16 protein-coding genes are annotated in these 21,498 nt (G+C 71.8%); 9 read left to right on the top strand and 7 right to left on the bottom strand.

Annotated elements, in window-relative coordinates; translation table 11 throughout:
- Nucleotides 1-52: 52 nt before the first annotated feature.
- Nucleotides 53-1,333, top strand: coding sequence for an FAD-dependent oxidoreductase (locus tag LVY72_RS01555; protein ID WP_237817688.1), 1,281 nt, complete (start codon nt 53-55; stop codon nt 1,331-1,333).
- A gap of 97 nt (nt 1,334-1,430) precedes the next feature.
- On the opposite strand, the gene LVY72_RS01550 is transcribed toward LVY72_RS01555, so the two are convergent.
- The gene (locus LVY72_RS01550) at nt 1,431-1,931 is read right to left on the bottom strand and encodes a metallopeptidase family protein (RefSeq protein ID WP_237817687.1); all 501 of its coding nucleotides are present in this window, start codon (nt 1,929-1,931) and stop codon (nt 1,431-1,433) included.
- Between the two features lie 155 nt (nt 1,932-2,086).
- Here LVY72_RS01550 and LVY72_RS01545 point away from each other — a divergent pair, with 155 nt between their 5' ends.
- From LVY72_RS01545 to LVY72_RS01530, 4 genes are all read left to right on the top strand, one after another.
- Nucleotides 2,087-2,476 carry a DUF3499 domain-containing protein gene (locus LVY72_RS01545; protein ID WP_237817686.1) on the top strand — a complete coding sequence of 130 codons (390 nt, stop codon included), beginning with the start codon at nt 2,087-2,089 and terminating at the stop codon, nt 2,474-2,476.
- Nucleotides 2,477-2,588: 112 nt separating this feature from the next.
- The gene (locus LVY72_RS01540) at nt 2,589-2,801 is read left to right on the top strand and encodes a Trm112 family protein (RefSeq protein WP_237817685.1); all 213 of its coding nucleotides are present in this window, start codon (nt 2,589-2,591) and stop codon (nt 2,799-2,801) included.
- A 10-nt stretch (nt 2,802-2,811) separates the two neighbouring features.
- The gene (gene ahcY, locus LVY72_RS01535) at nt 2,812-4,287 is read left to right on the top strand and encodes an adenosylhomocysteinase (protein WP_237817684.1); all 1,476 of its coding nucleotides are present in this window, start codon (nt 2,812-2,814) and stop codon (nt 4,285-4,287) included.
- A 187-nt stretch (nt 4,288-4,474) separates the two neighbouring features.
- Complete coding sequence (locus LVY72_RS01530) at nt 4,475-5,584, top strand: pyridoxal-phosphate-dependent aminotransferase family protein (RefSeq protein ID WP_237817683.1); 1,110 nt, start codon at nt 4,475-4,477, stop codon at nt 5,582-5,584.
- 46 nt (nt 5,585-5,630) lie between these two features.
- Here the strand turns inward: LVY72_RS01530 and LVY72_RS01525 are convergent, their stop codons facing one another.
- Nucleotides 5,631-6,434 (bottom strand): RDD family protein, encoded by an 804-nt coding sequence (locus LVY72_RS01525; protein WP_237817682.1) that lies wholly within the window; start codon nt 6,432-6,434, stop codon nt 5,631-5,633.
- A gap of 224 nt (nt 6,435-6,658) precedes the next feature.
- Here LVY72_RS01525 and LVY72_RS01520 point away from each other — a divergent pair, with 224 nt between their 5' ends.
- Together LVY72_RS01520 and LVY72_RS01515 are read left to right on the top strand one after the other, a co-directional pair.
- Complete coding sequence (locus LVY72_RS01520) at nt 6,659-7,651, top strand: stage II sporulation protein M (RefSeq protein ID WP_237817681.1); 993 nt, start codon at nt 6,659-6,661, stop codon at nt 7,649-7,651.
- A gap of 140 nt (nt 7,652-7,791) precedes the next feature.
- Nucleotides 7,792-8,802 (top strand): TIGR01906 family membrane protein, encoded by a 1,011-nt coding sequence (locus tag LVY72_RS01515; RefSeq protein WP_237817680.1) that lies wholly within the window; start codon nt 7,792-7,794, stop codon nt 8,800-8,802.
- Between the two features lie 14 nt (nt 8,803-8,816).
- Here the strand turns inward: LVY72_RS01515 and LVY72_RS01510 are convergent, their stop codons facing one another.
- Genes LVY72_RS01510 through LVY72_RS01500 form a run of 3 tightly spaced genes read right to left on the bottom strand, consistent with a single transcriptional unit; the run spans nt 8,817 to nt 15,028 of the window.
- Nucleotides 8,817-11,516, bottom strand: coding sequence for a PEP/pyruvate-binding domain-containing protein (locus LVY72_RS01510; RefSeq protein ID WP_237817679.1), 2,700 nt, complete (start codon nt 11,514-11,516; stop codon nt 8,817-8,819).
- Between the two features lie 27 nt (nt 11,517-11,543).
- Nucleotides 11,544-13,355 carry an AMP-dependent synthetase/ligase gene (locus tag LVY72_RS01505; RefSeq protein ID WP_237818153.1) on the bottom strand — a complete coding sequence of 604 codons (1,812 nt, stop codon included), beginning with the start codon at nt 13,353-13,355 and terminating at the stop codon, nt 11,544-11,546.
- A gap of 41 nt (nt 13,356-13,396) precedes the next feature.
- Nucleotides 13,397-15,028: a dolichyl-phosphate-mannose--protein mannosyltransferase gene (locus tag LVY72_RS01500; protein ID WP_237817678.1), complete on the bottom strand. Its 1,632-nt coding sequence runs from the start codon at nt 15,026-15,028 to the stop codon at nt 13,397-13,399.
- Between the two features lie 129 nt (nt 15,029-15,157).
- Between LVY72_RS01500 and rsmI the strand changes: the two genes are divergently transcribed.
- Entirely contained in the window at nt 15,158-16,012 is an 855-nt protein-coding gene (gene rsmI, locus LVY72_RS01495) for a 16S rRNA (cytidine(1402)-2'-O)-methyltransferase (RefSeq protein WP_308190663.1), read from the top strand.
- A gap of 155 nt (nt 16,013-16,167) precedes the next feature.
- Entirely contained in the window at nt 16,168-17,649 is a 1,482-nt protein-coding gene (locus LVY72_RS01490; protein ID WP_237817677.1) for an NAD-dependent succinate-semialdehyde dehydrogenase, read from the top strand.
- Between the two features lie 76 nt (nt 17,650-17,725).
- Here the strand turns inward: LVY72_RS01490 and LVY72_RS01485 are convergent, their stop codons facing one another.
- On the bottom strand, nt 17,726-20,101 hold the full coding sequence (locus LVY72_RS01485; protein WP_237818151.1) for a transglutaminase TgpA family protein: 2,376 nt from the start codon (nt 20,099-20,101) through the stop codon (nt 17,726-17,728).
- 5 nt (nt 20,102-20,106) lie between these two features.
- Nucleotides 20,107-21,492: a DUF58 domain-containing protein gene (locus LVY72_RS01480; RefSeq protein WP_237817676.1), complete on the bottom strand. Its 1,386-nt coding sequence runs from the start codon at nt 21,490-21,492 to the stop codon at nt 20,107-20,109.
- Between the last annotated feature and the right edge of the window lie 6 nt (nt 21,493-21,498).

The following is a 21,498-nucleotide window of genomic DNA, read 5'->3' as shown; positions in this document are numbered from 1 at the left end:
CTCCGCGCGCCGACCCCTCGCCGCCCGCGTGGGTGACGCCTAGACTGCAGGCATGGTTTCGTCGCACAGCGGGGAACGGCCCCGCGGGGAAGCAGATGCCGCCGCGGACCGCACCACCTGCGTGGTGGTCGGCGGCGGACCGGCCGGAATGATGTTGGGGCTGCTGCTGGCCCGGGCCGGGATCGCCGTCACCGTGCTGGAGAAGCACGGGGACTTCCTGCGGGACTTCCGCGGCGATACCGTCCACCCTTCCACGATTCGGGTGCTGGACGAGTTGGGCCTGGGCGAGCAGTTCCGCGGGCTGCCGCAGAGCCAATTGGACAGTTTCGGCATCCCCGGCCCTAACGGCAGCGTGGTCCGGATCGGGGACTTCGGCCGGCTGCCCCCGCCCTACAACTACGTGGCCATGATCCCGCAGTGGGACTTCCTGAATTTCCTGGCCGAGGCGGCCGGCCGGGAGCCGTCCTTCAGCCTGCGGATGAATACCGAGGCCACCGGGCTGCTCTTCGACAACGGGCGGGTGGCCGGAGTCAGTTACCGCAGTACCGGGCCGGACGGGGGAACCGGGGAACTGCGCGCGCACCTGACCGTGGCCTGCGACGGCAGGCATTCGGTGCTGCGGTCGGTGGCCGGGCTGCGCTCGCGCGAATATCCCGTGCCGTTCGACGTCTGGTGGTTCAGGCTGCCGCGGCATCCGGAGGAGCCGGGGCCGCTGGCAGGCATCGTGCCGGCATTCCGGGGCCGGGAGGCCCTGGTCACGCTGTTCCGCAAGGATTTCTTCCAGATCGCCTATTTGACCGACAAGGGCTCGGACGCCCGGCTGAGGGCGGAAGGGGTGGAAAGCTTCAGGCGGCGCGTGGCCGCGGTGCGTCCGGACTTCGCCGACCGCACGGATGCCATCCGGAGCATGGATGATGTCCACGTGCTGGACGTGCGGCTGGACCGGCTGCGCCGGTGGTACCGGGACGGGCTGTTGTGCATCGGGGACGCGGCACACGCCATGTCCCCGGCCGGCGGGGTCGGAATCAACCTGGCCATCCAGGACGCGGTGGCGGCGGCGGCCATCCTGGCCGGACCGCTGCGGACCGGCCCGGTGCCGGTACGGAAACTGGCCAAGGTCCAGTGGCGGCGGACCATGCCGACCGTGCTGATCCAGGCCTTCCAGCGCTTGTTCCAGGGGGCGGCCTTCGGCAGCCGCAGCCGCGGACCGGGCAGGATGGTCCGGACCGTCGCCTTCGCCGTGCGGCGGGTGCCGGCGCTGCGGATGCTGCCAGCGCGGATGATCGGCTTCGGTCCGCTGCCCGAGCACGCCCCGCAGTTTGCCCGCCGCTAACCCCGGCCCCTTCCCACCTCAAAACTTGGGCGGGATAGTTGCTGTTTTCGAGCCGGAAAACAGCAACTATCCCGCCCAAGTTTCAATAGGGTGGGGGTCAGGGGCGGGTGCGGCCGTAGGTCGGGTCCACCGCTTCCGGGGCCATGCCCAGCAGCTCCGCCGCCTGCTCCACCACAACGTCGTGCACCACTTCCGGCAGTTCGGCCTTGATCCGGGCCTCGGCCTCCACCGGCTTGCGGTAGATGGTAACGACGGCGGGCGTCCTGGCGCCGCCGCGCACCACGCTGCCCAGCGGCGCGGGGGAGCGGGTCGCCGCCAGCTGCTCGAGCCCGGGCGGAATCTCCGCGACGAGGAATTCCACAGCGTCGATGCGTTCGCCCCACAGGTACTGCAGGCGTTCCACCGAATCCAGGACCAGATCCTCGAACCGTTCGGCGCGGGTGCGGTTGCCGGGCAGATGGGCCGGCAGCAGTTCGCCGCGCAGCCCGCGTCCGTGACGGTTCCGCCGCCGCCTGCCGAACGGCCGACCGGCCGTCGAGGAACCGGCCGCGCCGGCCCCGTCGGCGATCCTGATGCTCAATGATGGACCGTTTCCCATATACCGACTCTAAGCCTGCGCGGTGCGAAAAGGCAGTCCGGTTGCACCGGCTGCCGCGCCGGTTTCGGGCGACCATGCCGCCTGAATCCGGCGCGTCCGCCGTGCCGGGCGCGAAATGCCGGGAGTTCGCCGGCAGCAGAGTAAACTTTGTGGTCGTGGGATCTATTCGTCAATGTTCACGCTCGGCCTGTACACGTTCGGCCATAGCTACTTTGACGTACGTCTATGCCGATTCCACCGCCGTGCTGGGGCCGTTGGCCACGTACGCCGAACCGCACTGCTACGACCTGTGCGCCGAGCACGCGGCCCGGCTGACGGTTCCGCGCGGCTGGGAAGTGCTCCGCCTGGCCCTGCCGGAGCACACCCCCGAGCCCAATACCGATGACCTGCTGGCGCTCGCGGACGCGGTGCGCGAGGCCGGCAGCGTGCCGGAGCCCGCGGACGAGGCGCCGGTGCAGCGCGGGGCACGCGAACCGCTGGAGCCTCCGGCCGGGGCGGACACTGTCCGCCGCGGGCATCTGCGCATTCTGCGCGGCCAGTCCTAGGACGGTAACCTTGAACCGTTGCCCGGTCCGCTGCGGGCCTGGCGGCCTGTGGGCTGCCCGCCGCCGATCCACCCGCCGCCGCGCGGCGGCCCCTTGAGGAAATGGAACACCAATGGCCAAACTTCCGCCCGAACTGATCAACGTGCTGCGCTGCCCGGTCACCGGATCCTCGCTGGTCCAGGAAGGCGACGAACTGGTCGCCACCGGCAAGGACGCTGCCGGCCGGCAGCCGCGCTACCGCATCGACGACGGCATCCCGGTCCTGCTCCCGCCGGCACCCGGCGGGACGGACACCGCAGCAACCCCCGCCCCCGAGAAAGCCTAGGACCGACTCCGTGACGTTTGATTACAAGGTAAAAGACCTTTCCCTGGCCGAAGCCGGCCGGCACCAGATCCGCCTGGCCGAACATGAAATGCCCGGCCTGATGGCCCTGCGCGCCGAATTCGGCGAGGCCCAGCCGCTGAAGGGCGCCCGCATTGCCGGGTCGCTGCACATGACCGTGCAGACCGCGGTGCTGATCGAAACCCTGACCGCGCTCGGCGCCCAGGTCCGCTGGGCTTCCTGCAACATCTTTTCCACCCAGGACGAGGCCGCTGCCGCCGTCGTCGTCGGCAACGGCACCCCGGAGGACCCGCAGGGCGTCCCGGTCTTCGCCTGGAAGGGCGAAAGCCTCGAAGAGTACTGGTGGACTGCCGAGCAGATCCTGACCTGGCCCGGCGCCGACACCAACCCGGAACTGGGACCAAACATGATCCTGGACGACGGCGGGGACGCCACGCTGCTGGTGCACAAGGGCGTGGAGTTCGAGGCCGCCGGTGCCGTGCCCGAGGCCACCGAGGAGGACCCGGAGGAATACCGGCTCATCCTCGAGACGCTGCGCAAGTCGCTGGCGGCCAATCCGCGCAAGTGGACCGCCGTTGCCGACGGCCTCCTCGGCGTCACCGAGGAAACCACCACGGGCGTGCACCGGCTCTACCAGCTGGCCGAGCAGGGCAAGCTGCTCTTCCCGGCGATCAACGTCAACGACGCGGTGACCAAGTCCAAGTTCGACAACAAATACGGCATCCGGCACTCGCTGCCGGACGGGATCAACCGCGCTACCGACGTGCTGATGGGCGGCAAGACCGCCGTCGTCTGCGGGTACGGCGACGTCGGCAAGGGCGCCGCCGAGGCGCTGCGCGGGCAGGGCGCGCGCGTGGTCGTGACCGAGATCGACCCGATCTGCGCGCTGCAGGCGGCCATGGACGGCTACCAGGTCACCACCTTGGACAAGGTGGTGGGCGAGGGCCACATCTTTATCACCACCACCGGCAACAAGGACGTCATCATGGCCTCCGACATGGTGAAGATGCGCGACAAGGCGATCGTGGGCAACATCGGCCACTTCGACAACGAGATCGACATGGCCGGCCTGGCCAGGGTCGAGGGCGTGCAGAAGGTGGAGATCAAGCCGCAGGTGCATGAGTGGGTCTTCGCCGCAGACCCGGCCGCAGGCACCCAGCAGCGCTCGATCATCGTGCTCTCCGAAGGCCGCCTGCTGAACCTGGGCAACGCCACCGGACACCCGTCCTTCGTGATGAGCAACTCCTTCGCGAACCAGACCATCGCGCAGATCGAGCTGTTCACCAAGGCCGGCACCGGCGAGTACGCCAAGCAGGTCTACGTGCTGCCCAAGGTGCTGGACGAGAAGGTCGCCCGCCTGCACCTGGCCGCCCTGGACGTGGAGTTGACCGAGCTGACCAAGGAGCAGGCCGAGTACCTGGACGTGGACGTGGCCGGCCCGTACAAGCCGGACCACTACCGCTACTGACCGGAGCCCCGCGGTCCCGTTCCTGACGACGGCGGCCGGCACCTTCCGCCCGGAAGGTGCCGGCCGCCGTCGTTTTTTTCCGGCCCGCCCCGGCCCGCCGGGAGACCGGCGCGGCGCACGGTTCCGTACGCTTGGCTGTGAGGCCGATGACGCCCGATGTCCTGCTGCACAACCGGAGGAACCACCCATGACGCACCATGCCGCCCAGATCATCCCCACCCGCCAGCTGTTCGGGCCGGGCCCGTGCAACCCCTATCCGGAGGCCACCGCGGCGCTCGGACTGCCGCTGATCGGACACCTGGATCCGGCGTTCATTGCGCGGATGGACCGGACCTGTGAGGGCCTGCGCACGCTGTGGGGCACCCGCAACGCCCGGACCCTGCCGCTGAGCGCCACCGGCTCGGCGGGCATGGAAGCCGCCTTCGTCAACACGGTGCAGGCCGGGGACGTGGCCGTCATCGCCGTGAACGGCCTGTTCGGCGAGCGGATGTGCGAAGTCGCCGCCCGCGCCGGTGCAGAGGTGGTCCGGGTGGACCACGAATGGGGCACCCCCGTGGATGCCGGGCGCGTCGCCGAGGCGCACCCGAACCCCACCGTCATCGCCGCAGTGCATGCCGAGACCAGCACCGGCGTCGTCTCCGATATCGCGGCGCTCGGTGCCGTCAAGGGCGATGCCCTGCTGATCACCGATGCGGTGACCTCGATCGGCGGCATGCCGGTGCTGGCCGACGACTGGGGGATCGACGTCGGCTATGCGGGGACGCAGAAGTGCATCGGTGTGGCGCCCGGGCTGGCCCCGTTCACCATCTCGGACCGTGCCTTCGAGCGCCGCGTGCCCAAACCGCAGTCCTGGTACCTGGACCTGGGCCTGCTGGGCGGCTACACCAACGGCGCTCCCGGCGGCCAGCGGACCTACCACCACACCGCGCCGGTGGCCATGGTCGCCAGCCTGGAGGCCGGCATCGACCGGATCCTGGCCGAAGGGCTGGAAGCGGTGACCGAACGGCACCGGGCCGCGGGCCGGGGGCTGCAGGACGGGCTGCAGGAGATGGGCCTGGAACTGTTCGCCGCCGAGGGGCACCGGCTGCCGCAGCTGACCACCGTGAAGGTCCCCGACGGGGTAGACTCCGCGGCCGTGCGCGCCTACCTGCTGGAGAACTTCAACATCGAGATCGGTTCCGGGGCAGGCCAGTACGCGGCGACGGTGTGGCGGATCGGCCTGATGGGCCCGAATGCCAACCCGGCCTCGGTGACGCTGCTGCTTGGTGCGCTGAAGGAAGCGCTCGCCAAGGCTTAGCGGCAGGCCGGCCCGGATGCACCGGACTCCGGAGGCATCCGGGCGGCTACTGGCCGAACGGCAGGGTGTGCAGCCGCCGGCTGCGCTCCTGCGCGCTGGCATGCTGCCGGCTCAGCCGGGTGAAATCACGCTCGCGGCGTTCGGCCATCACGGCCATCAGGTACAGCTCCGGGGACGTCCCGGGCGGCGGCGGAGGCGCGACGAAACCGGCCACCTCGTCGGCCAGTGCCACGGCCAGCTGGTACCGGGAGGCGGGGATCATCTTGGGGGCCTGGGCCAGGAAGCCCGAGACCCGGCGGGCCAGGGACTCGGGCAGCCGGCCCAGGTCGGCCAGCCGGACCCAGGGCTGCAGCTGCGCGGGGACCTGCGGCAGCTGCCGCGGCAGCACACCCACCCGCTCGCGCATGCTGTAGGTGCCGGCCAGCATGTCGCCCACGCGCTTGGACTGGTCGTTGAACAGCGCTGCCACGAAGGCCACCGAGCCGACCATCAGGTACAGCTCGAAAACCCCCAGGAGCCCGCGCACGAGCGCATGCCGGAAGCGGATGGAGCCGCCGTCGTCGCGCACGATCCGCAGCCCCATGATCAGCCGGCCCAGCGACTTGCCGCGGGTCAGTGCCTCCACGCCGATCGGCAGCACCGCCAGGAAGAAGGCCACGGTGGCGACCGCCAGTGCCTGGGCCGCCGCGGCGTCGAAACCGGTGCCCAGCGTGTCGGCCAGCAGCACCAGGGTCAGCACCATCAGCCCTACGTAGACCGCGGCGTCAATTATCGAGCTCAGCGACCGCACACCGAAGGAGGCCGGCCGCAGTTCCAGCACTACGGCCTCGCCCGTGACCACGTGGCTCATGGCACCCCTTTCCGGCAGCCCTCCGGGCCGTTCGACCCGTTTCCACCACTCTAGCCGCGGCCCGGGGTGCCCGCGTCGCTCGGAGCGGGGCCCTCGGCAAGAGAGCTGCCCGGGGTCCCCGGGCTGAGCTTGCGAAGCCGGGGCTGGCGGCGAACGCTAGCGCCGAGCCGCCTCCCACTCCTCGCATCGCTCGGAGCGGGGCCCTCGGCGGCTAGGCTGGGGATGTGGATATCGATGCCTTCACCGCGGTGCACCGGGACGAGTGGGCGCGCCTGGACGCACTCAGCGCCAAGCGCCGGCTGTCCGGTGACGAAGCGGACGAACTGCTGGTGCTCTACCAGCGGATCTCCACGCACCTGTCCATGATCCGGTCGGTCGCACCCGAGGGCCAGTTGTCCGCCGCGCTGTCGGCCCGGCTCTCGCGCGCCCGGACCCGGTTCACCGGCGCGAAGTCCAGCTTTGCCGAGGACGTCGCCGGGTTCTTCGTCCGCTCCCTGCCGGCGGCGTTCTACCGGCTGCGCTGGCTCACCGTCGCCGTGGGCGCGGCCTTCATCCTGATCGCCTGGCTCTACGGGGCCTGGGTGGCCGGGAACCCGGAGGTCATCAAGGCGCTGGGCTCCGACGCCGATTTGCGCCGGTACGTCGAAGAGGACTTCGTCAACTACTACACCGAGAACCCCCACGCCTCCTTCGCCGGCATGGTGTGGACCAACAACGCCTGGATCGCGGCCCAGTGCGTGGCCTTCGGAGTCACCGGCCTCTGGGTGCCCTATACCGTGTACCTGAATGCGCAGGGGGTGGGGATCGCCGGCGGCATGATGGCCGCCTACGACCGGCTCGACACCTTCTTCCTGTACATCCTCCCGCACGGGCTGATGGAGCTGACTGCCATCTTCATCGCCGCAGCGGCGGGCCTGCGGATCTTCTGGTCCTGGGTCTCGCCCGGGCCGCGGACCCGGCTCGCCTCGATGGCCGTCGAGGGGCGGTCGCTGGTCACGGTGGCCCTGGGCCTGGTCCTGGTGCTCTTCCTCTCCGGTCTGGTCGAGGGGTTCGTCACGCCCAGCGGGCTGCCGCACTGGCTGCGGATCAGCCTCGGCGCGTTGCTGCTGGCCGCCTACTGGGTCTACACGCTGGTGCTGGGCAAACGGGCGTTCGACGCCGGTGCCCGCGGGGATCTGGACCGGTTCGACGCCGGTGCCGAGGCCAGGACGGCGTAGGCCGCCGCCGGCGGCCAGCGTCCGCCAGCCCGCGGCGGAATCCGCGCCGGGCCGGCCAGAAAGCCGCGCAAAGCCATGGAAATTACTACCGATTACCGAGGAACCGGGTTGCCCGGGCGACTGTAGCGAAAGAGGAGAACATGTCCGATCAGGAGAAGCCTGCCGGCCCCGCGCGACCCCGCCGGATGGATGACGCGCTCATGATGCCAGTGCGCCAGCCGAGCCGGCTTCCGGACCTGGGCGCCTATGGCGGTCCGGAGCCGCAGGCATCGGCCGTCCCCGAGGCCGGGACTCCTGCCGCGGCCGGCGCGGCGCCCGCCACCCAGCCGGTCCCGGCGGCCCAGCCGGTCCCTGCCGTCCCTGCGCGGCCGGACGCCACCGGACCGCGAAGCGCCAACCGACGCGCGGCCGCCCGTGAGGACGCGGTCAATGCCAAGCCCCGCGGCGGTCTGCTCTGCCAGATCCTGCTGGCCGTGACCTTCCCGTTCGTGCTGCTGATCGGCGCGATCCGGCTGGTCTGCACGCCGCTGTTCCTCTGGGTGGAGTACCACCGTCCCGGTTTTCCGGCGGACAGCTTCGGCTTTAGCACCGAGGACCGGATGACCAACGGTTCTTACGCCATGGACTACCTGCTCAACTGGGCCGGCCCGCGCTATCTGGGGGATCTGCGGGCGCCTTCGGGGCAGCCGCTGTTCCTCGCCGGCGAAGTCAGCCACATGGCGGACGTGAAGACGGTCATCACCGTCACCTTCCTGGCCGGGACGGTGCTGCTGCTGGCCGCGGTGGCCTGCATGCTGTACCTGCGGCGCAACTGCCCGGGTGGTATCCGCCGCGGGCTGTTCGCCGGGTCGGCGGCCACCCTGCTGCTGGTCATCGCCCTGGGCGTGCTGGGCGCGCTGAACTGGCAGGGGTTCTTCACCGAGTTCCACCGCATCTTCTTCGCCGACGGCACCTGGACCTTCTACACGGACGACACGCTGATCAGGCTGTTCCCGGGCCAGTTCTGGATGGACGCCGGCCTGGTGATCGGGCTGGGGGTGCTGCTGGTCTCCAGCCTGGTGCTGGCGCTCACCTGGCCGACCAGAAGCCGGCGGGACCGCAGCGCGGAGCGGCTCGCGGCAGCACGGGCCCGGCTGCAGTCGGACGGCTGACCGGCGCGCACTGGCTATTCGTCCGTTGCGGGCGCGGCTGCCGGAGCCGGCGTTGAGGCAGCGGCGGACCTGCCGAGGATCTCGACGACGCCGTTCGCCCCGTCCACGCGCAGCCGGTCCCCTGACCGGATGTGCAGGGTGGCGTTGCCGCAGCCGACTACCGCGGGGATCCCCAGTTCGCGTGCCACGATCGCCGCATGCGAGAGCGGCGCGCCGATGTCCGTGACCACGGCGGCGGCCCGCGGGAACACCGGCGTCCAGCCCACGTTCGTCAGCGTGGTGACGAGGATTTCGCCCGGCCCCAGGGTGCCTGCCTCATCCGGGCTGGCCAGCACCCGGGCAACTCCTTCGGCCAGCCCGCCGGAGCCGGGGAAGCCGGAGATGGTCAGCGACGGCGCCTGCCGGTCCCCGGAGCCGGGGAAGCCGGCGCGGTAGAAGTCGGTGCGACGGCCCGGGTCCCTGGCCCAGGCATCCGGGTCGAAGCGGCCCAGGATGACGGTGGGATAGGCAGGCAGCGCCGCATAGTGGGCATGCAGCGCCCGGCGGTGCGCGATGGCCGCCCGGTCCGCGGGCTGCCCTTCCAGGCAGCCGAGGATCTCCTCGTCGGACAGGAAGAACACGCCGTCGCCCAGGCCGGTCAGTTCGGCCGCCCGCAGGCAGTAGGCGCGCAGCACCCAGAACATCCGCGTCACCTCGGACCGGACCAGTTCCCGCCCGCGGGCGGCCGTGGCCCAGCGCCGCACCCGGCGGCGCCAGACGCGCACCCTGCGCGGGTGCCTGTTTGCGAACCGCCGCCACGCGGCGTCGGACTCCTCGCGGCGCCGGGCCAGCAGGGCCGACGGCGCGGGAGCCCCGCGGAGCAGCTCGAGCTGGCGGGGGAGCCACTGGGGATCCTCGCGCGGGCGGGGGATGGAGACTTCGAATTCGTGCGGGCTGCGGTGTCCGTAGCGGCGCAGGTAGTCCGCGGCGGCCAGGCTGCCGGCGGCGACCTGGCCGATGCCCGTCAGCGGTCCGAGGCTGGCCAGCCCGGCGCCGTCGTCCGGTCCCGCGCCCTCGTCCGGCGCACCGGACCCGTCCGGCCGGCCGGACAGCCCGCTGAGCATCAGCTCCGCGTCCACGCCGCCGGCCAGCTTCCGCAGCCGCTTCGGCACGGTGACCAGCACGGCCCCGCCCTGCCGTCCGGCCACGGAAAGCATGGCGCCGTACTCACGCAGCATCGGCTCCAGCTCGGCGCGCCAGAGCGCGGCCAGCCCGGCCGCGGTGGCGGTGCCGGCGATGCGGTCCCGGGCGGTCTCGCAGCGTTCGGCCGCGCTGGCCAGGAACCGTGGCAGCAGCCTGCCGGCCCGGCCGGCCTCGGCCATCACGTGCAGCCCCGCGGGCAGGAGCATGCGCAGCACCTGCCAGCGCGGCAGCTCGACGGCGGGGATCCGGACGTCGGGCGGGATCCGACCGTAGACGTCCTCGGTGAGCGACCGGAAGCGCGGCTCGCTGATCCCGACCAGGCCGGCCATGGACATGGCCAGCGACATGTTCATATACGGCCGTCCGCCGATCCGGCCGATGGCGCGGAAGCCGGGGAGGGAGGAGGACGCCATCGCCGTGGACATGAAGATTTCCAGGAAGGACCAGGTGGCCGGCGTCATCACATCCGGCGCGGCTTCGGCGAAGTTGCCGTTGGACCACAGGTAGTTCCCGGCCAGCGAATCGTTCCATTCCCCGGCCGGATCGAAGGCAGCGGCGGAGGCCGGCCCGGCCGGAAGCCCGGTGGCGGGCCGGGCCTGCAGAATGTGGAACAGTCCGTCCCGCAGCGCCCACTCGATGTCTACCGGGCCCTCATACAGCCGGCCGACGGCGGCGCCGGCACGGGCCAGTTCGGCGGCCTGGGCATCGGTGAGCACCGGCGCGCGGCGCAGCCGGTCCGGCACCGGCTGCAGCCCGGTTCCGTCGGGCGCGCTCATCACGGTCTTGTCGGCGGTGCTGCGCCGGAGGACGCCGCCACCGGGGGAGAGCACCAGGGTGTCCGGGGTGGCCTGTCCGGCGACCAGGGATTCGCCCAGGCCCCAGACCGCGTTAATCACCAGTTCGTCCCGCGCGCCGGTGAGCGGATTCACCGTGAACAGCACGCCGGCGGCGTCCGCCGGGACCATCAGCTGGACCACCACCGCGATGGCGGCGTGTTCCGGGTCGATGCCGTGCCGGCGCCGGTAGGCGATCGCCCGCTCCGTCCACAACGACGCCCAGCAGCGCCTGACCGCGGCCAGCACGTCCTCCGCGCCGCTGACGCCGAGGAAGGTATCCTGCTGGCCCGCCGCCGACAGCCCGGGCAGGTCCTCGGTGGTGGCCGAGGAGCGCACGGCCACCGGAGCCCCGCCATTCGGTCCGCCGGCCGGCCCGCTGAGCCCGGCATAGGCCTGCCGGATGGCGGCGGCCGTTTCCGACGGCAGCGGGCGGGCCGCGAACAACCGCCCGATCGCGGCGGATGCCGCGGCGTCGTCCTGCTTCAGGGCCTGGAGCAGGGCCGGCTGCAGCCGGTGGGTCCGCAGGAAGGCCCGGTAGGCGCCGGTGGTGACCAGGAAACCGGCCGGCACGTGCAGTCCCGCACAGGCCAGCCGGGCGAGCGAGGCGCCCTTGCCGCCGGCGGCGGCCAGGTCCGCCCGCGCGTCGGTCAGCGCCAGGACCGGGGGACCGGCGGGCAGGGGCGGGGCAGGCTGCATGCCCCGATTCTGCGCCTCAGCGGGGTCTCAGGGATAGAGACCGTCCACCTCCCGGGCGAAGTCCTCGACCACCTGGCCGCGTTTGAGCTTCAGCGAGGGGGTCAGATGGCCGGACTGCTCGCTCAGCTCCGTATGCAGCACGGAAAACCTGCGGATCTGCTCGGCCCGGGAGACCAGCCGGTTGGCGCCGTCCACTGCGTGCTGCAGTTCGTCCAGCACCGCCGGGTCGGTGGCGGCGGCCTGCAGGTCCAGCGGGTCCCGGCCGGCGCCGGCCAGCCAGCCCGCCAGGCCCTCCGGGTCCAGGCCCAGCAGTGCGGCGACGTAGGGCCGGCCCTCGCCGACGACCACGGCCTGGGCCACCAGTTGGTGCTCGCGCAGCGCGTCCTCCAGCGGCCCCGGCGCCACGTTCTTGCCGCCGGCCGTGACCAGCAGATCCTTCTTGCGGCCGGTGATGGTCAGGTAGCCGTCCTCGTCCAGCGTGCCCAGGTCCCCGGTGCGGAGGAAACCCTCGGTGAAGGCTTCCACGTTGGCCTCGTCATTGTGGTAGTAGCCCGGGGTGATGCCGATGCCCTTGATCAGCACCTCGCCGTCGTCGGCAATCTTGATGATGGTGCCCGGCAGCGGAAGCCCCACGGTGCCGATCCGGTTCGCCCCCGGCGGGTTCACCGCCGCCGGGGCGGTGGACTCGGTCAGGCCGTAGCCTTCGAGCACCGGCACGCCGATGCCGTTGAAGAAGTGGGACAGCCGGGGGTTCAGCGCGCTGGCGCCGGAGACCGTATAGCATACCTCGCCGCCGAAGGCCGCCCGCAGCCGGCGGTAGACCAGCCGGTCGAACACGGCGCGGCGGGCCTTCAGCAGCAGGCCGGGACCGGCACCGGCGCCCCGGTTGCAGGCGTCGCAGGCCCGGGAATAGGCCACCGCCGTCGCCGCCGCGGCGTCGAAAATCCTGCCCTTGCCGCCGGCACGGGCCTTCTGCTGCGCGGTGGCGTAGACCTTCTCGAAGACGCGGGGGACCACCAGCAGGAACGTGGGCCGGTAGCTGCCCAGATCCTCGATCAGCTCAGCCATGTTCGCGGTGTGGCCCATCTTCACCCCGGCCGCCAGGCAGATGACCTGGACGGCCCGGGCCAGCACATGCGCCAGCGGCAGGAACATCAGCGACCTGGCTCCCGGCGCCTTCAGGATCTCGGGCAGGAACTCGGTGGTGTTCAGCGCCAGCTGGGCGAAGTTGCCGTGCGTGATGATGCAGCCCTTGGGCCTGCCGGTGGTGCCCGAGGTGTAGACCAGCGACGCCGGATCCGCCAGCGTGGCCAGGGAACGGACCCGTTCCAACTCCTCATCGGTGACCGCCGCGCCCGCTTCGCGCAGGGCGTCCAGGCCGGATTCCGGCCCGCTCATCCGGTAGATCCGCGGCTGGCGGGGCAGCCCGGCCATCGCCTGCCGCACCACCTCCTCCTTGGCCTCATCCTCGGCGAAGACCGCGGCCGCCTCGGAATCCTGCAGGATCCACTGCACCTGGTGCGCCGAGGAGGTTTCGTAGATAGGCACGACGACGGCGCCGGCGAACCAGCCGGCCAGATCCACCAGGGTCCATTCGTAGCGGGTCTTGGAGATGACCGCGATGCGTTCGCCGGGCCGCAGCCCTCCGGCAACCAGGCCCTTGGCCAGAGCCGATACCTGTCCGAGCAGCTCCGCCGTGGACACATCCGTCCAGACTCCGTCCTGCTTGCGCGCATAGAGGGCGGCAGCCGGGTCCTGCCGGTGCCGGGCCAGCAGGATGTCGGTGACGTTGGATCCGGCCGGCATTTCTGCCAGCAGTTCGGTCGCAGCTTCCCGCACGGTGCGTTCTCGCTTTCCGGCCAGGGCCGTTGGTTCGTCGGTCATATCCAGCTCGGCATCCACATGCGCCAGCGCCAGTGTTCGTAGGGAATCTGTTCGGCCGTCCAAACCGGCAGGAAGAAGGCCGCCGCGCCCAGCGCCAGGGCCAGGAACAGGCCGGCGGCCAGGATACCGCGGTGCCGGCGCCAGGGCGGTGCGGAGGGCGGACCGATCATCAGTCCCAGTGTGTAGGTCAGGGCCAGGATGAGGAACGGCTCGAACACGATGGCGTAGAAATAGAACATCGTGCGGTCCGGATACAGGAACCAGGGCAGGTAGCCGGCGGCCACGCCGGACAGCACGGCGCCGGCGCGCCAGTCCCGCCGTCCGATCCAGTAGAAGACCAGCACCAGCAGGGCCAGCGCGGCGGCCCACCAGATGATGGGGTTGCCCAGCACCGTCACGGCGGCCGAGCAGCCGCCCGGAACGGTGCAGCCGTGCTGGCCCGCGTCGTCCCCCTGGTAGTAGAAGGACGTGGGCCGGCCCAGCAGCAGCCAGCTCCATGGACTGGATTCGTAGGGGTGCTCCGTATTGAGCCCGTTGTGGAAGGCGTAGGCGCTGCGGTGGTATTCGGCCAGGGACCGCAGCGGGCCGGGCAGCCAGTCCCAGATCCCGCCCCGATGGGTGGCGGCCCACTGCCTGTCATAGGCGTCCGTGGACAGGAACCAGCCGGTCCAGGTGGCCAGGTAGGTTGCCGCGGCCACCGGGATCAGGGTGAAGAAGGCGGGCACGCCGTCGCGCAGCACACCGGCGGAGAACCAGCCGCGGACCCCGGCCACCCGCCGGGCGTTGATGTCCCAGAGCACGGTCAGCAGCCCGAAAACGGCCACGAAGGCCAGCGCGGACCACTTGGTGCCTACCGCCAGGCCGAGGCAGACGCCGGCCGCCAGCCGCCACGGCCGCCACAGCACGAGCGGGCCGGCGAGCAGGCTGCCGGCTGCCGGGACGCCGGACGGGCCGGTGCGGGCAGCCACCTTGCCGGCCAGGCGCCGCCGGCCGTCGTCCCGGTCCAGCAGCAGCGCGCCGAAGGCCGCCAGCACCCAGAACATCAGGAAGATGTCCAGCAGCGAGGTGCGCGACTGCACCAGATGGTGTCCGTCCACGGCGGTGAGCAGGCCCGCGATCCCGCCCAGGGCGGCGGACCGGAACAGTTTCCGGGCGATCAGCGCGATCAGCAGGATGGAGATGGTGCCGGTGGCGGCGGCGGCGAAACGCCAGCCGAAGGCGTTGTCGGGACCGAAGAGCCACATGCCGAAGGCGATCATCCACTTGCCCACCGGCGGATGGACCACATATTCGGGGGTCCCGAGCAGGACATCCGGGTTGCCGGCGTTGAACGAGGTGTTGGCGTCCTCGGGCCACTCGCGCTCGTAGCCGGAGACCAGATAGGAGAAGGCGTCCTTGACGTAGTAGGTCTCGTCGAAGACCAGGGACCCGGGCTGGCCCAGCCGGTAGAAACGCAGCACCCCGCCGAGGAGCGCCGCCAGCAGCGGCAGCAGCCAGTCCCAGAGACCCCACGGCAGCGGGGGGCCGGCCAGCCGCCGCCGGAGCACGGCGGCGCTGAAGGCCCGCTGCGGCGGCTCCAGCCACGTGGCCGCCGGTGTGGGCGGTCGCTGGTGGTCTGTCTGGGTCACATACCGACTTTATCCGACCCCCTCCCTGAACTTGGGCGGGATAGATGCTGCCAACGGGCTTGATAACGACAACTATCCCGCCCAAGTTCGGGGAAGGGGGCGGCTGGGACGGGCGGTAGGCTGGAGCCTGTGAGTGAGCAGACAGGCCGGACCGGACAGATCGTGCTGGCGGGGACGCCGATCGGCAATATCGGGGATGCCTCGCCGCGCCTCATCGAGCTGCTGCAGAGCGCCGACGTGGTGGCCGCCGAGGACACCCGCCGGCTGCACAAGCTGCTGCAGGCGCTGGGCATCAGGACCGCCGGCCGCATCATCAGCTACCACGAGCACAACGAGGACGCCCGCACGGCCGAGCTGCTGGAGCTGGTGCGCGGCGGGGCGACGCTGGTGATGGTGACCGACGCCGGCATGCCGGCGGTTTCGGACCCCGGCTTCCGGCTGGTGGAGGCGGCCGTCCGCGAGGACCTGCTGGTGACCGCGGTGCCCGGGCCCTCGGCCGTACTGACCGCCCTGGCCCTGTCCGGGCTGCCAACGGACCGGTTCACCTTCGAAGGGTTCCTGCCGCGCAAGGCGGGGGAGCGCCGCGCCCGGCTGGACGAACTGGCCACGGAGCGGCGGACCATGGTGTTCTTCGAGGCACCGCACCGGCTGGAGGCCATGCTGCGGGCGGTCGACGCCGGCTTTGGGTCCGGGCGTCCGGCGGCGGTCTGCCGCGAGCTGACCAAGCTGCACGAGGAGGTGCTCCGCGGTCCGGTGCGCCAGCTGCTGGAGTGGGCCGAGGCCAACGAGGTGCGCGGGGAGATTGCCGTCGTCGTCGCCGGCGCGCCGGACGCCGCCCCGGAACGGGCCGAGGACCACGTGGCGGCCGTCAACGAACTGGTGGCGCAAGGCTCCCGGGTCAAGGATGCCGTGGCGGCGGTCGCCGCCGATGCCCGGGTGAGCAAGCGCGAACTCTACGCCGCCGTGCTGGCCGCCCGCGGCTGAGCCCGGTCCTGTTCAACTGCACAGCACCTTCTGCTTAACGTAGTGCAGTTATGAATTTACTTTCCGGAGCCACAGCGCTTAACGTGAAAGCAGTTGGGCACCTCGCCCGTCCACTCAACGCAAGCTGAGATTGCTTACATATTGGAGGCACCGCTATGGCTGATACCGCAGCCCGCGAAGCAGAACTGCTCGCCAAAGTCCCCACCGGCCTGCTGATCAACGGCGAATGGCGCGATGCCTCCGACGGCGGGACGTTCGACGTCATCGACCCGGCCACCGGCAAGGTCCTGGCCACCCTCGCCTCCGCCACCAGCGAGGACGCGCTGGCCGCCCTCGACGCCGCGGACAAGGTGCAGGCCGACTGGGCCCGCACCGCTCCGCGCGAGCGCGCCGAGATCCTGCGCCGGGCCTTCGACCTGGTCACCGAGCGCGCCGAGGACTTCGCGCTGCTGATGACCCTGGAAATGGGCAAGCCGCTGGGCGAGGCCCGCGGCGAGGTCACCTACGGCGCCGAGTTCCTGCGCTGGTTCTCCGAGGAAGCGGTGCGCGACTACGGCCGCTACCTGACCACCCCGGAGGGCAAGAACAAAATCCTGGTCCAGCGCAAGCCGGTGGGCCCCTGCCTGCTGATCACCCCGTGGAACTTCCCGCTGGCCATGGCCACCCGCAAGGTCGGCCCGGCCATCGCCGCCGGCTGCACCATGGTGCTCAAGCCCGCCAAGTTCACCCCGCTGACCTCCCAGCTCTTCGCGGCGACCCTGATGGAAGCCGGCCTGCCGGCCGGCGTGCTGAACGTGGTCTCCTCCAACAGCGCCTCGGCGGTCTCCGGGCCGATCATGCAGGACTCCCGCCTGCGCAAGGTCTCCTTCACCGGCTCGACCCCGGTGGGCAAGCGCCTGATGAAGGACGCGGCGGACAACGTGCTGCGCACCTCGATGGAGCTGGGCGGCAACGCCCCGTTCATCGTGTTCGAGGACGCCGACCTGGACAAGGCCGTCGAGGGCGCGATGGCCGCCAAGATGCGCAACATGGGCGAGGCCTGCACCGCCGCCAACCGCTTCCTGGTCCAGGAAACCGTGGCCGAGGCGTTCACCGCCAAGTTCGCCGCCGCGATGGGCGCGCTGAAGACCGGCCGCGGCACCGAGGCGTCCACCAACGTCGGCCCGCTGATCGACGAGGGCGCCCGCGAGGACGTCCACGGCCTGGTCACCGCTGCCGTCGAGGCCGGCGCCCAGGTGGTCACCGGCGGTGCGCCGGTGGACGGCCCGGGCTACTTCTACCAGCCGACCGTGCTGGGCAACGTCCCGAACGACGCCGAGATCCTGCGCAACGAGATCTTCGGCCCGGTGGCCCCGGTCACCACCTTCGCGACCGAGGAGGATGCCATCGCCCTGGCCAACGCCAGCGAGTACGGCCTGGCGTCCTACCTCTACACCAGCGACTATGCCCGGATGTTCCGGGTGGCCGAGCAGATCGAGTTCGGCATGGTCGGGTTCAACGCCGGCGTTATCTCCAACGCCGCTGCCCCGTTCGGCGGCGTGAAGCAGTCGGGCCTGGGCCGCGAGGGCGGCGCCGAAGGCCTGGACGAGTACACCACCGTCCAGTACATCGGCATCGCCGACCCGTACGCCAAGTAGGCTCCGGCGGCGATACCGCAGTACCAGCGGCAGCCCCGCCGGCCCCGCCGGCGGGGCTGCCGTGCTTCGGGGACGGCTATGCCTCCGGCCGGCTGCGGGCCAGCGAGCGCGGCAGCAGCCGGGCCGTCAGCCGCTGCCGCCAGCCGGCCGCGGCGTGCAGGCCGGCCCGGACCTGTTCGACCTCGGCCAGCAGTGCCGTGCCGGCAGCCGGCGGCTGGAGCTGCGCCCCGGGCCCGGCATAGGCGGCCCGTTCGTACCGGGTGCGCAGCCGGCCGAGCGCTGCCGGGCCCGTCCCGGCCAGGGCTCCGGAGCGGCCCAGGCGTGCCTCGAACTCGCGCGCGGACTCGGCGTCCCCGGCCGGCTGCCCGTAGTCGGCGGCGGCATCGAGGACCTCGCGCCAGGCCAGCAGCGCGGACTGCTGCGCGGGCGTCCCGGGGTCAAGCAGCCGCGCCCGCCGCCGCCGGAGCCGGGCGGTGCGGGCGAGCAGCGGCGACAACAGGGCCAGCAGCACGACGGCGGCCATGGCAACGGCCCAGACCGGCTGCTCGGGGGCGGGCCGGGCCTGCGGTGCGGCCTCGGGGACGGCCTGAGTGGTTTCCCCGCGGGCCGGGGCGCCGCGGCCGGGGTCCAGCGTGTCCTCCGGGGCCTGGCCCGGCGCCCGGCCCGAGTTGGAGGCCTGGGCATAGTCGGGGACCACCCCGCGGCCCGGGGTGGGCTCGAAGGCCACCCATCCGACATTGTCGAAATACAACTCCGGCCAGGCATGGGCATCCCGTGAGTCAACCTCGTACTGGTCGAGTTCGACGCCGTCCCGGACCACCGTATGGCCGGTCTTGCGTCCGGGCGCATAGCCGACGGCGATCCGGCTGGGGATGCCCGCCTCCCGGGCCATGATGGCCATGGCGGCGGAGAAATGGACACAGTAGCCGGCCTTGGCTTGGAGGAAGGCGCCGACGACGCCGAAGCCGCTCTGGTCGTAGCCGCCGTCGACCGGCGCCTGTTCCGAGTAAACGAAGCCGGGGCCCCGCAGGTACCGCTGGATGGCCATCGCCTGCTCGAACGGCCGGTCCAGGTCGCCGACCACCTCGGCGGTGGTGTCCCGGATGATTTGCGGCATGTCCGCAGGCAGTTCCGAGAAGGCCGGATCAACCTCCGGCCGGCCATCGTAGGGCTCGATGGAAGCGAGCAGGCTGCGGGTCAGCCGCGGCGCCACACTGGTGACCGTGTAGTCCTGGTCGGCGGTAGTGGTACCGGCCTCGCCGCGGATGCTCAGCGTGCGCGGGTCCCAGGTCCAGGTTCCGGCCAGCCCCTCGATCCGCGCCGGCGCGTAGGGGGCCAGCAGCCACGGGCTGGTGTACGAGGCGGTGCTGATCTCCGTGGTCGTGACGGTGCCCTGGGCCAGCAGGGTGCGCAGTTGCGGCAGCGGGATGTCCTCGACGACTGGGCGCTCCCTGCCGCGGGTATCGCTGGGCCGCCAGCGGGCCCCGGAGAGCTTCTCCAGCGTCACGGACCTGAGGTACAGGCCGGTGCCGGCATCCGTTGCGTAGGTCATCCGCCCGACCGCGCCGGGGCGGCGCAGGTTGTCGCCCAGGCTGACGATCGGATTCAGTCCCGTGGGCAGGCCCAGCCAGTTCAGCCGCGAGCCCTCGGGGAACAGCCCGTCGTTGAAGCCGGGGACGGCCAGCGGCAGGACCAGCGCCGTCAGGACCGAGGCGGTCCCGATCACCGCGCCCCGGCCGAAGCGGCCCGGACCGGGCCGCTGTTTCCGGCCCGGGCCGGGCGCTGCTGCGCCGGAGGCGCCGGGGGAGGCCGGCTCCGCGAGGTACCACTGTGTGCAGCCCAGCACCAGCAGGAAACCGGCGGCTGCGGCGGCAAAGCCCCATGGGCCGATGCTGCCGGGTTTGATGACGGCCGGGACGGTGGCCACCGCCAGCAGGATGGCACCGGCGGCGGCCGGCATCTGCAGCGGCACGGCGATCGTGTCCAGCAGCAGCGCGGCCAGGCCGATGCCCACGCAGGCGGCCAGCACGATCCCGGGGTTCACCAGCACGGGGGCCACCTGGGACACCACCGTGTCCTCGGCCTGGGCCAGCAGCGGCTGCAGGGCCCGGGTGAAGCCGGGCCCTGGAATAAAGCCGAACAGGCTCGCCGGCGCCAGGAACATCGCCGTCGTGGCGGCGACCAAGCCGGCCAGGCCCAACAGGAACCCGGCGAGCCCGGGCCAGCGCAGGACCCGGCCCAGCGTGGTCCCCAGCTCCACGGCCAGGACCGCGGTCATGATGCTGGGGAGCCAGTCCCAGCCCTCCAGCACACCGTGCAGGCTGGCCGCGGCCAGGCATACCGCCAAGGCCAGGGCGCCACCCATCAGCCAGGCGCGTGCGTCGGGCCTCCGCCGCCGCGGTAGTTGCTGGCCGGGGACCGCAGCCCCCGCTTCCGGCGGGCGTTCCAGCATCGCGGTCACAGCTGAACCTCCGGGACGGGCCCGACCTCCGCGCGCGCTGCGGTCCCGGCGGTCAACCCGTCGAACCAGGACCAGGCCGCAGGCAGCGAGGCGCCGGCATTGACGGCCACGGCGCGCCAGCCGCCGGCGCGCAGCTTCTCCATGGCCGCGGTGGCCTGCCGGGGGTGCTCGGTGATGATCATGGCGAAGGCCTGCGAGCCGAATTCGGCCGCGGGCGCCAGCCGGGCCGCCTCGGCCGGCGACAGTTCGCCCAGCAGGGCCAGCAGCGGCCCCTTGAGCCGGTGCGCGGCGAGCTTGTCCAGCAGTTGGTCCCCGAAGGCGGCGGTATCGGACCGGTCCGCCTTGCGGCGCGGTTCGCCGGCCAACGGCAGGGCCGCCAGACCCTCGGCGAACGACTGGTAGCCGGCCGGGCCGCTGTACTCGTCGTCCTCGGGCCAGGCTGCGGATGGCGAGTCCCGCAGGCCGGGAGCACCATGGGCATCCAGCAGCCGCACGTTGAAGCCGCGCAGGATGAAGTCGTTGGCCGCCGAGACGGCGGCGGTCACCGCCCATTCGAAACGGGGGGAGGTCCGCAGCAGGTCCCCGGCCTGTCCGGCCGGCGGGAGTAAGCCGGCGAAGGCCGGCTCGCGCCGGTCCAGCAGGATGGTGGCCTGCGGGGTCGTGACGGACTCCTCCTGCCGGACCATCAGCTCCCCGTGCCGGGCCGTGGCCGCCCAGTGCACCCGGCGCATCGGGTCGCCGTGACGGTATTCGCGGGTCATTACGTCGTCGTCGCTGGGACTGGCCTGGCGTCGGGTGCTGGCGCTGCCGTCCGGCCCGCGCGCCCCGGTCAGGGAGGTGGCGGGCAGGTCTACCGGTGCCGGGGTCACTACCAGCCGGGAGGCTTCACCGAGGCTGTGCCGCTGCCGGGCCAGGCCGAACGGGTCGCCGAACTCGGCGGTGACCGGACCGATGCCGTACAGCCCGCGCTTGGCCGAGCGCAGCCGGTATTCGTACACGCTGGCTCCGGAACGGGACGGATGGCGCGCCGGGAAACGGAAAATCGGGGCCCTGCCGAAGCGGGCCGGCAGGTGCTCCGACATAAAGACCGTTCCGCCGGCCGAACCCGAGCCTTGAATGGAAAGCCGGACGTTGGCAACCATTCCGGTTTCGACCACCGCGGGCCGGAACCGGCGTTCGACGGCGAAGCGGGGCTTGAGCAGCAGCATCGCCAGCGCGGCCAGCAGCGGCAGGCAGAGCAGGAAGACGGCCAGCCCGAGCAGGTCCCGACGGCCCAGCAGTTGTGCCAGCAGCAGCGCCAGCACCCCGGTACCGAGCAGGCCCCAGCCGCGGGGGGTGAGGTAGCGGGTGGGCAGTTTGCCCAGCCATGATCCGGAAGGCATCGGCGG

Origin of the sequence: Arthrobacter hankyongi (assembly GCF_022012395.1) — a bacterium.
Classification (GTDB): Bacteria; Actinomycetota; Actinomycetes; order Actinomycetales; family Micrococcaceae; genus Crystallibacter; species Crystallibacter hankyongi.
Note: the sequence above shows the minus strand (reverse complement) of the source record. Positions and strands in the feature narration are given on the sequence as shown.

Coding starts and splice junctions, on each gene's coding strand:
- LVY72_RS01530 (WP_237817683.1), top strand. CDS start 4,475: ATGACGCACCATGCCGCCCAGATCATCCCCACCCGCCAGCTGTTCGGG.
- LVY72_RS01555 (WP_237817688.1), top strand. CDS start 53: ATGGTTTCGTCGCACAGCGGGGAACGGCCCCGCGGGGAAGCAGATGCC.
- LVY72_RS01550 (WP_237817687.1), bottom strand. CDS start 1,931: ATGGGAAACGGTCCATCATTGAGCATCAGGATCGCCGACGGGGCCGGC.
- LVY72_RS01515 (WP_237817680.1), top strand. CDS start 7,792: ATGTCCGATCAGGAGAAGCCTGCCGGCCCCGCGCGACCCCGCCGGATG.
- LVY72_RS01480 (WP_237817676.1), bottom strand. CDS start 21,492: ATGCCTTCCGGATCATGGCTGGGCAAACTGCCCACCCGCTACCTCACC.
- LVY72_RS01510 (WP_237817679.1), bottom strand. CDS start 11,516: ATGCAGCCTGCCCCGCCCCTGCCCGCCGGTCCCCCGGTCCTGGCGCTG.
- LVY72_RS01490 (WP_237817677.1), top strand. CDS start 16,168: ATGGCTGATACCGCAGCCCGCGAAGCAGAACTGCTCGCCAAAGTCCCC.
- LVY72_RS01540 (WP_237817685.1), top strand. CDS start 2,589: ATGGCCAAACTTCCGCCCGAACTGATCAACGTGCTGCGCTGCCCGGTC.
- LVY72_RS01525 (WP_237817682.1), bottom strand. CDS start 6,434: ATGAGCCACGTGGTCACGGGCGAGGCCGTAGTGCTGGAACTGCGGCCG.
- LVY72_RS01485 (WP_237818151.1), bottom strand. CDS start 20,101: ATGCTGGAACGCCCGCCGGAAGCGGGGGCTGCGGTCCCCGGCCAGCAA.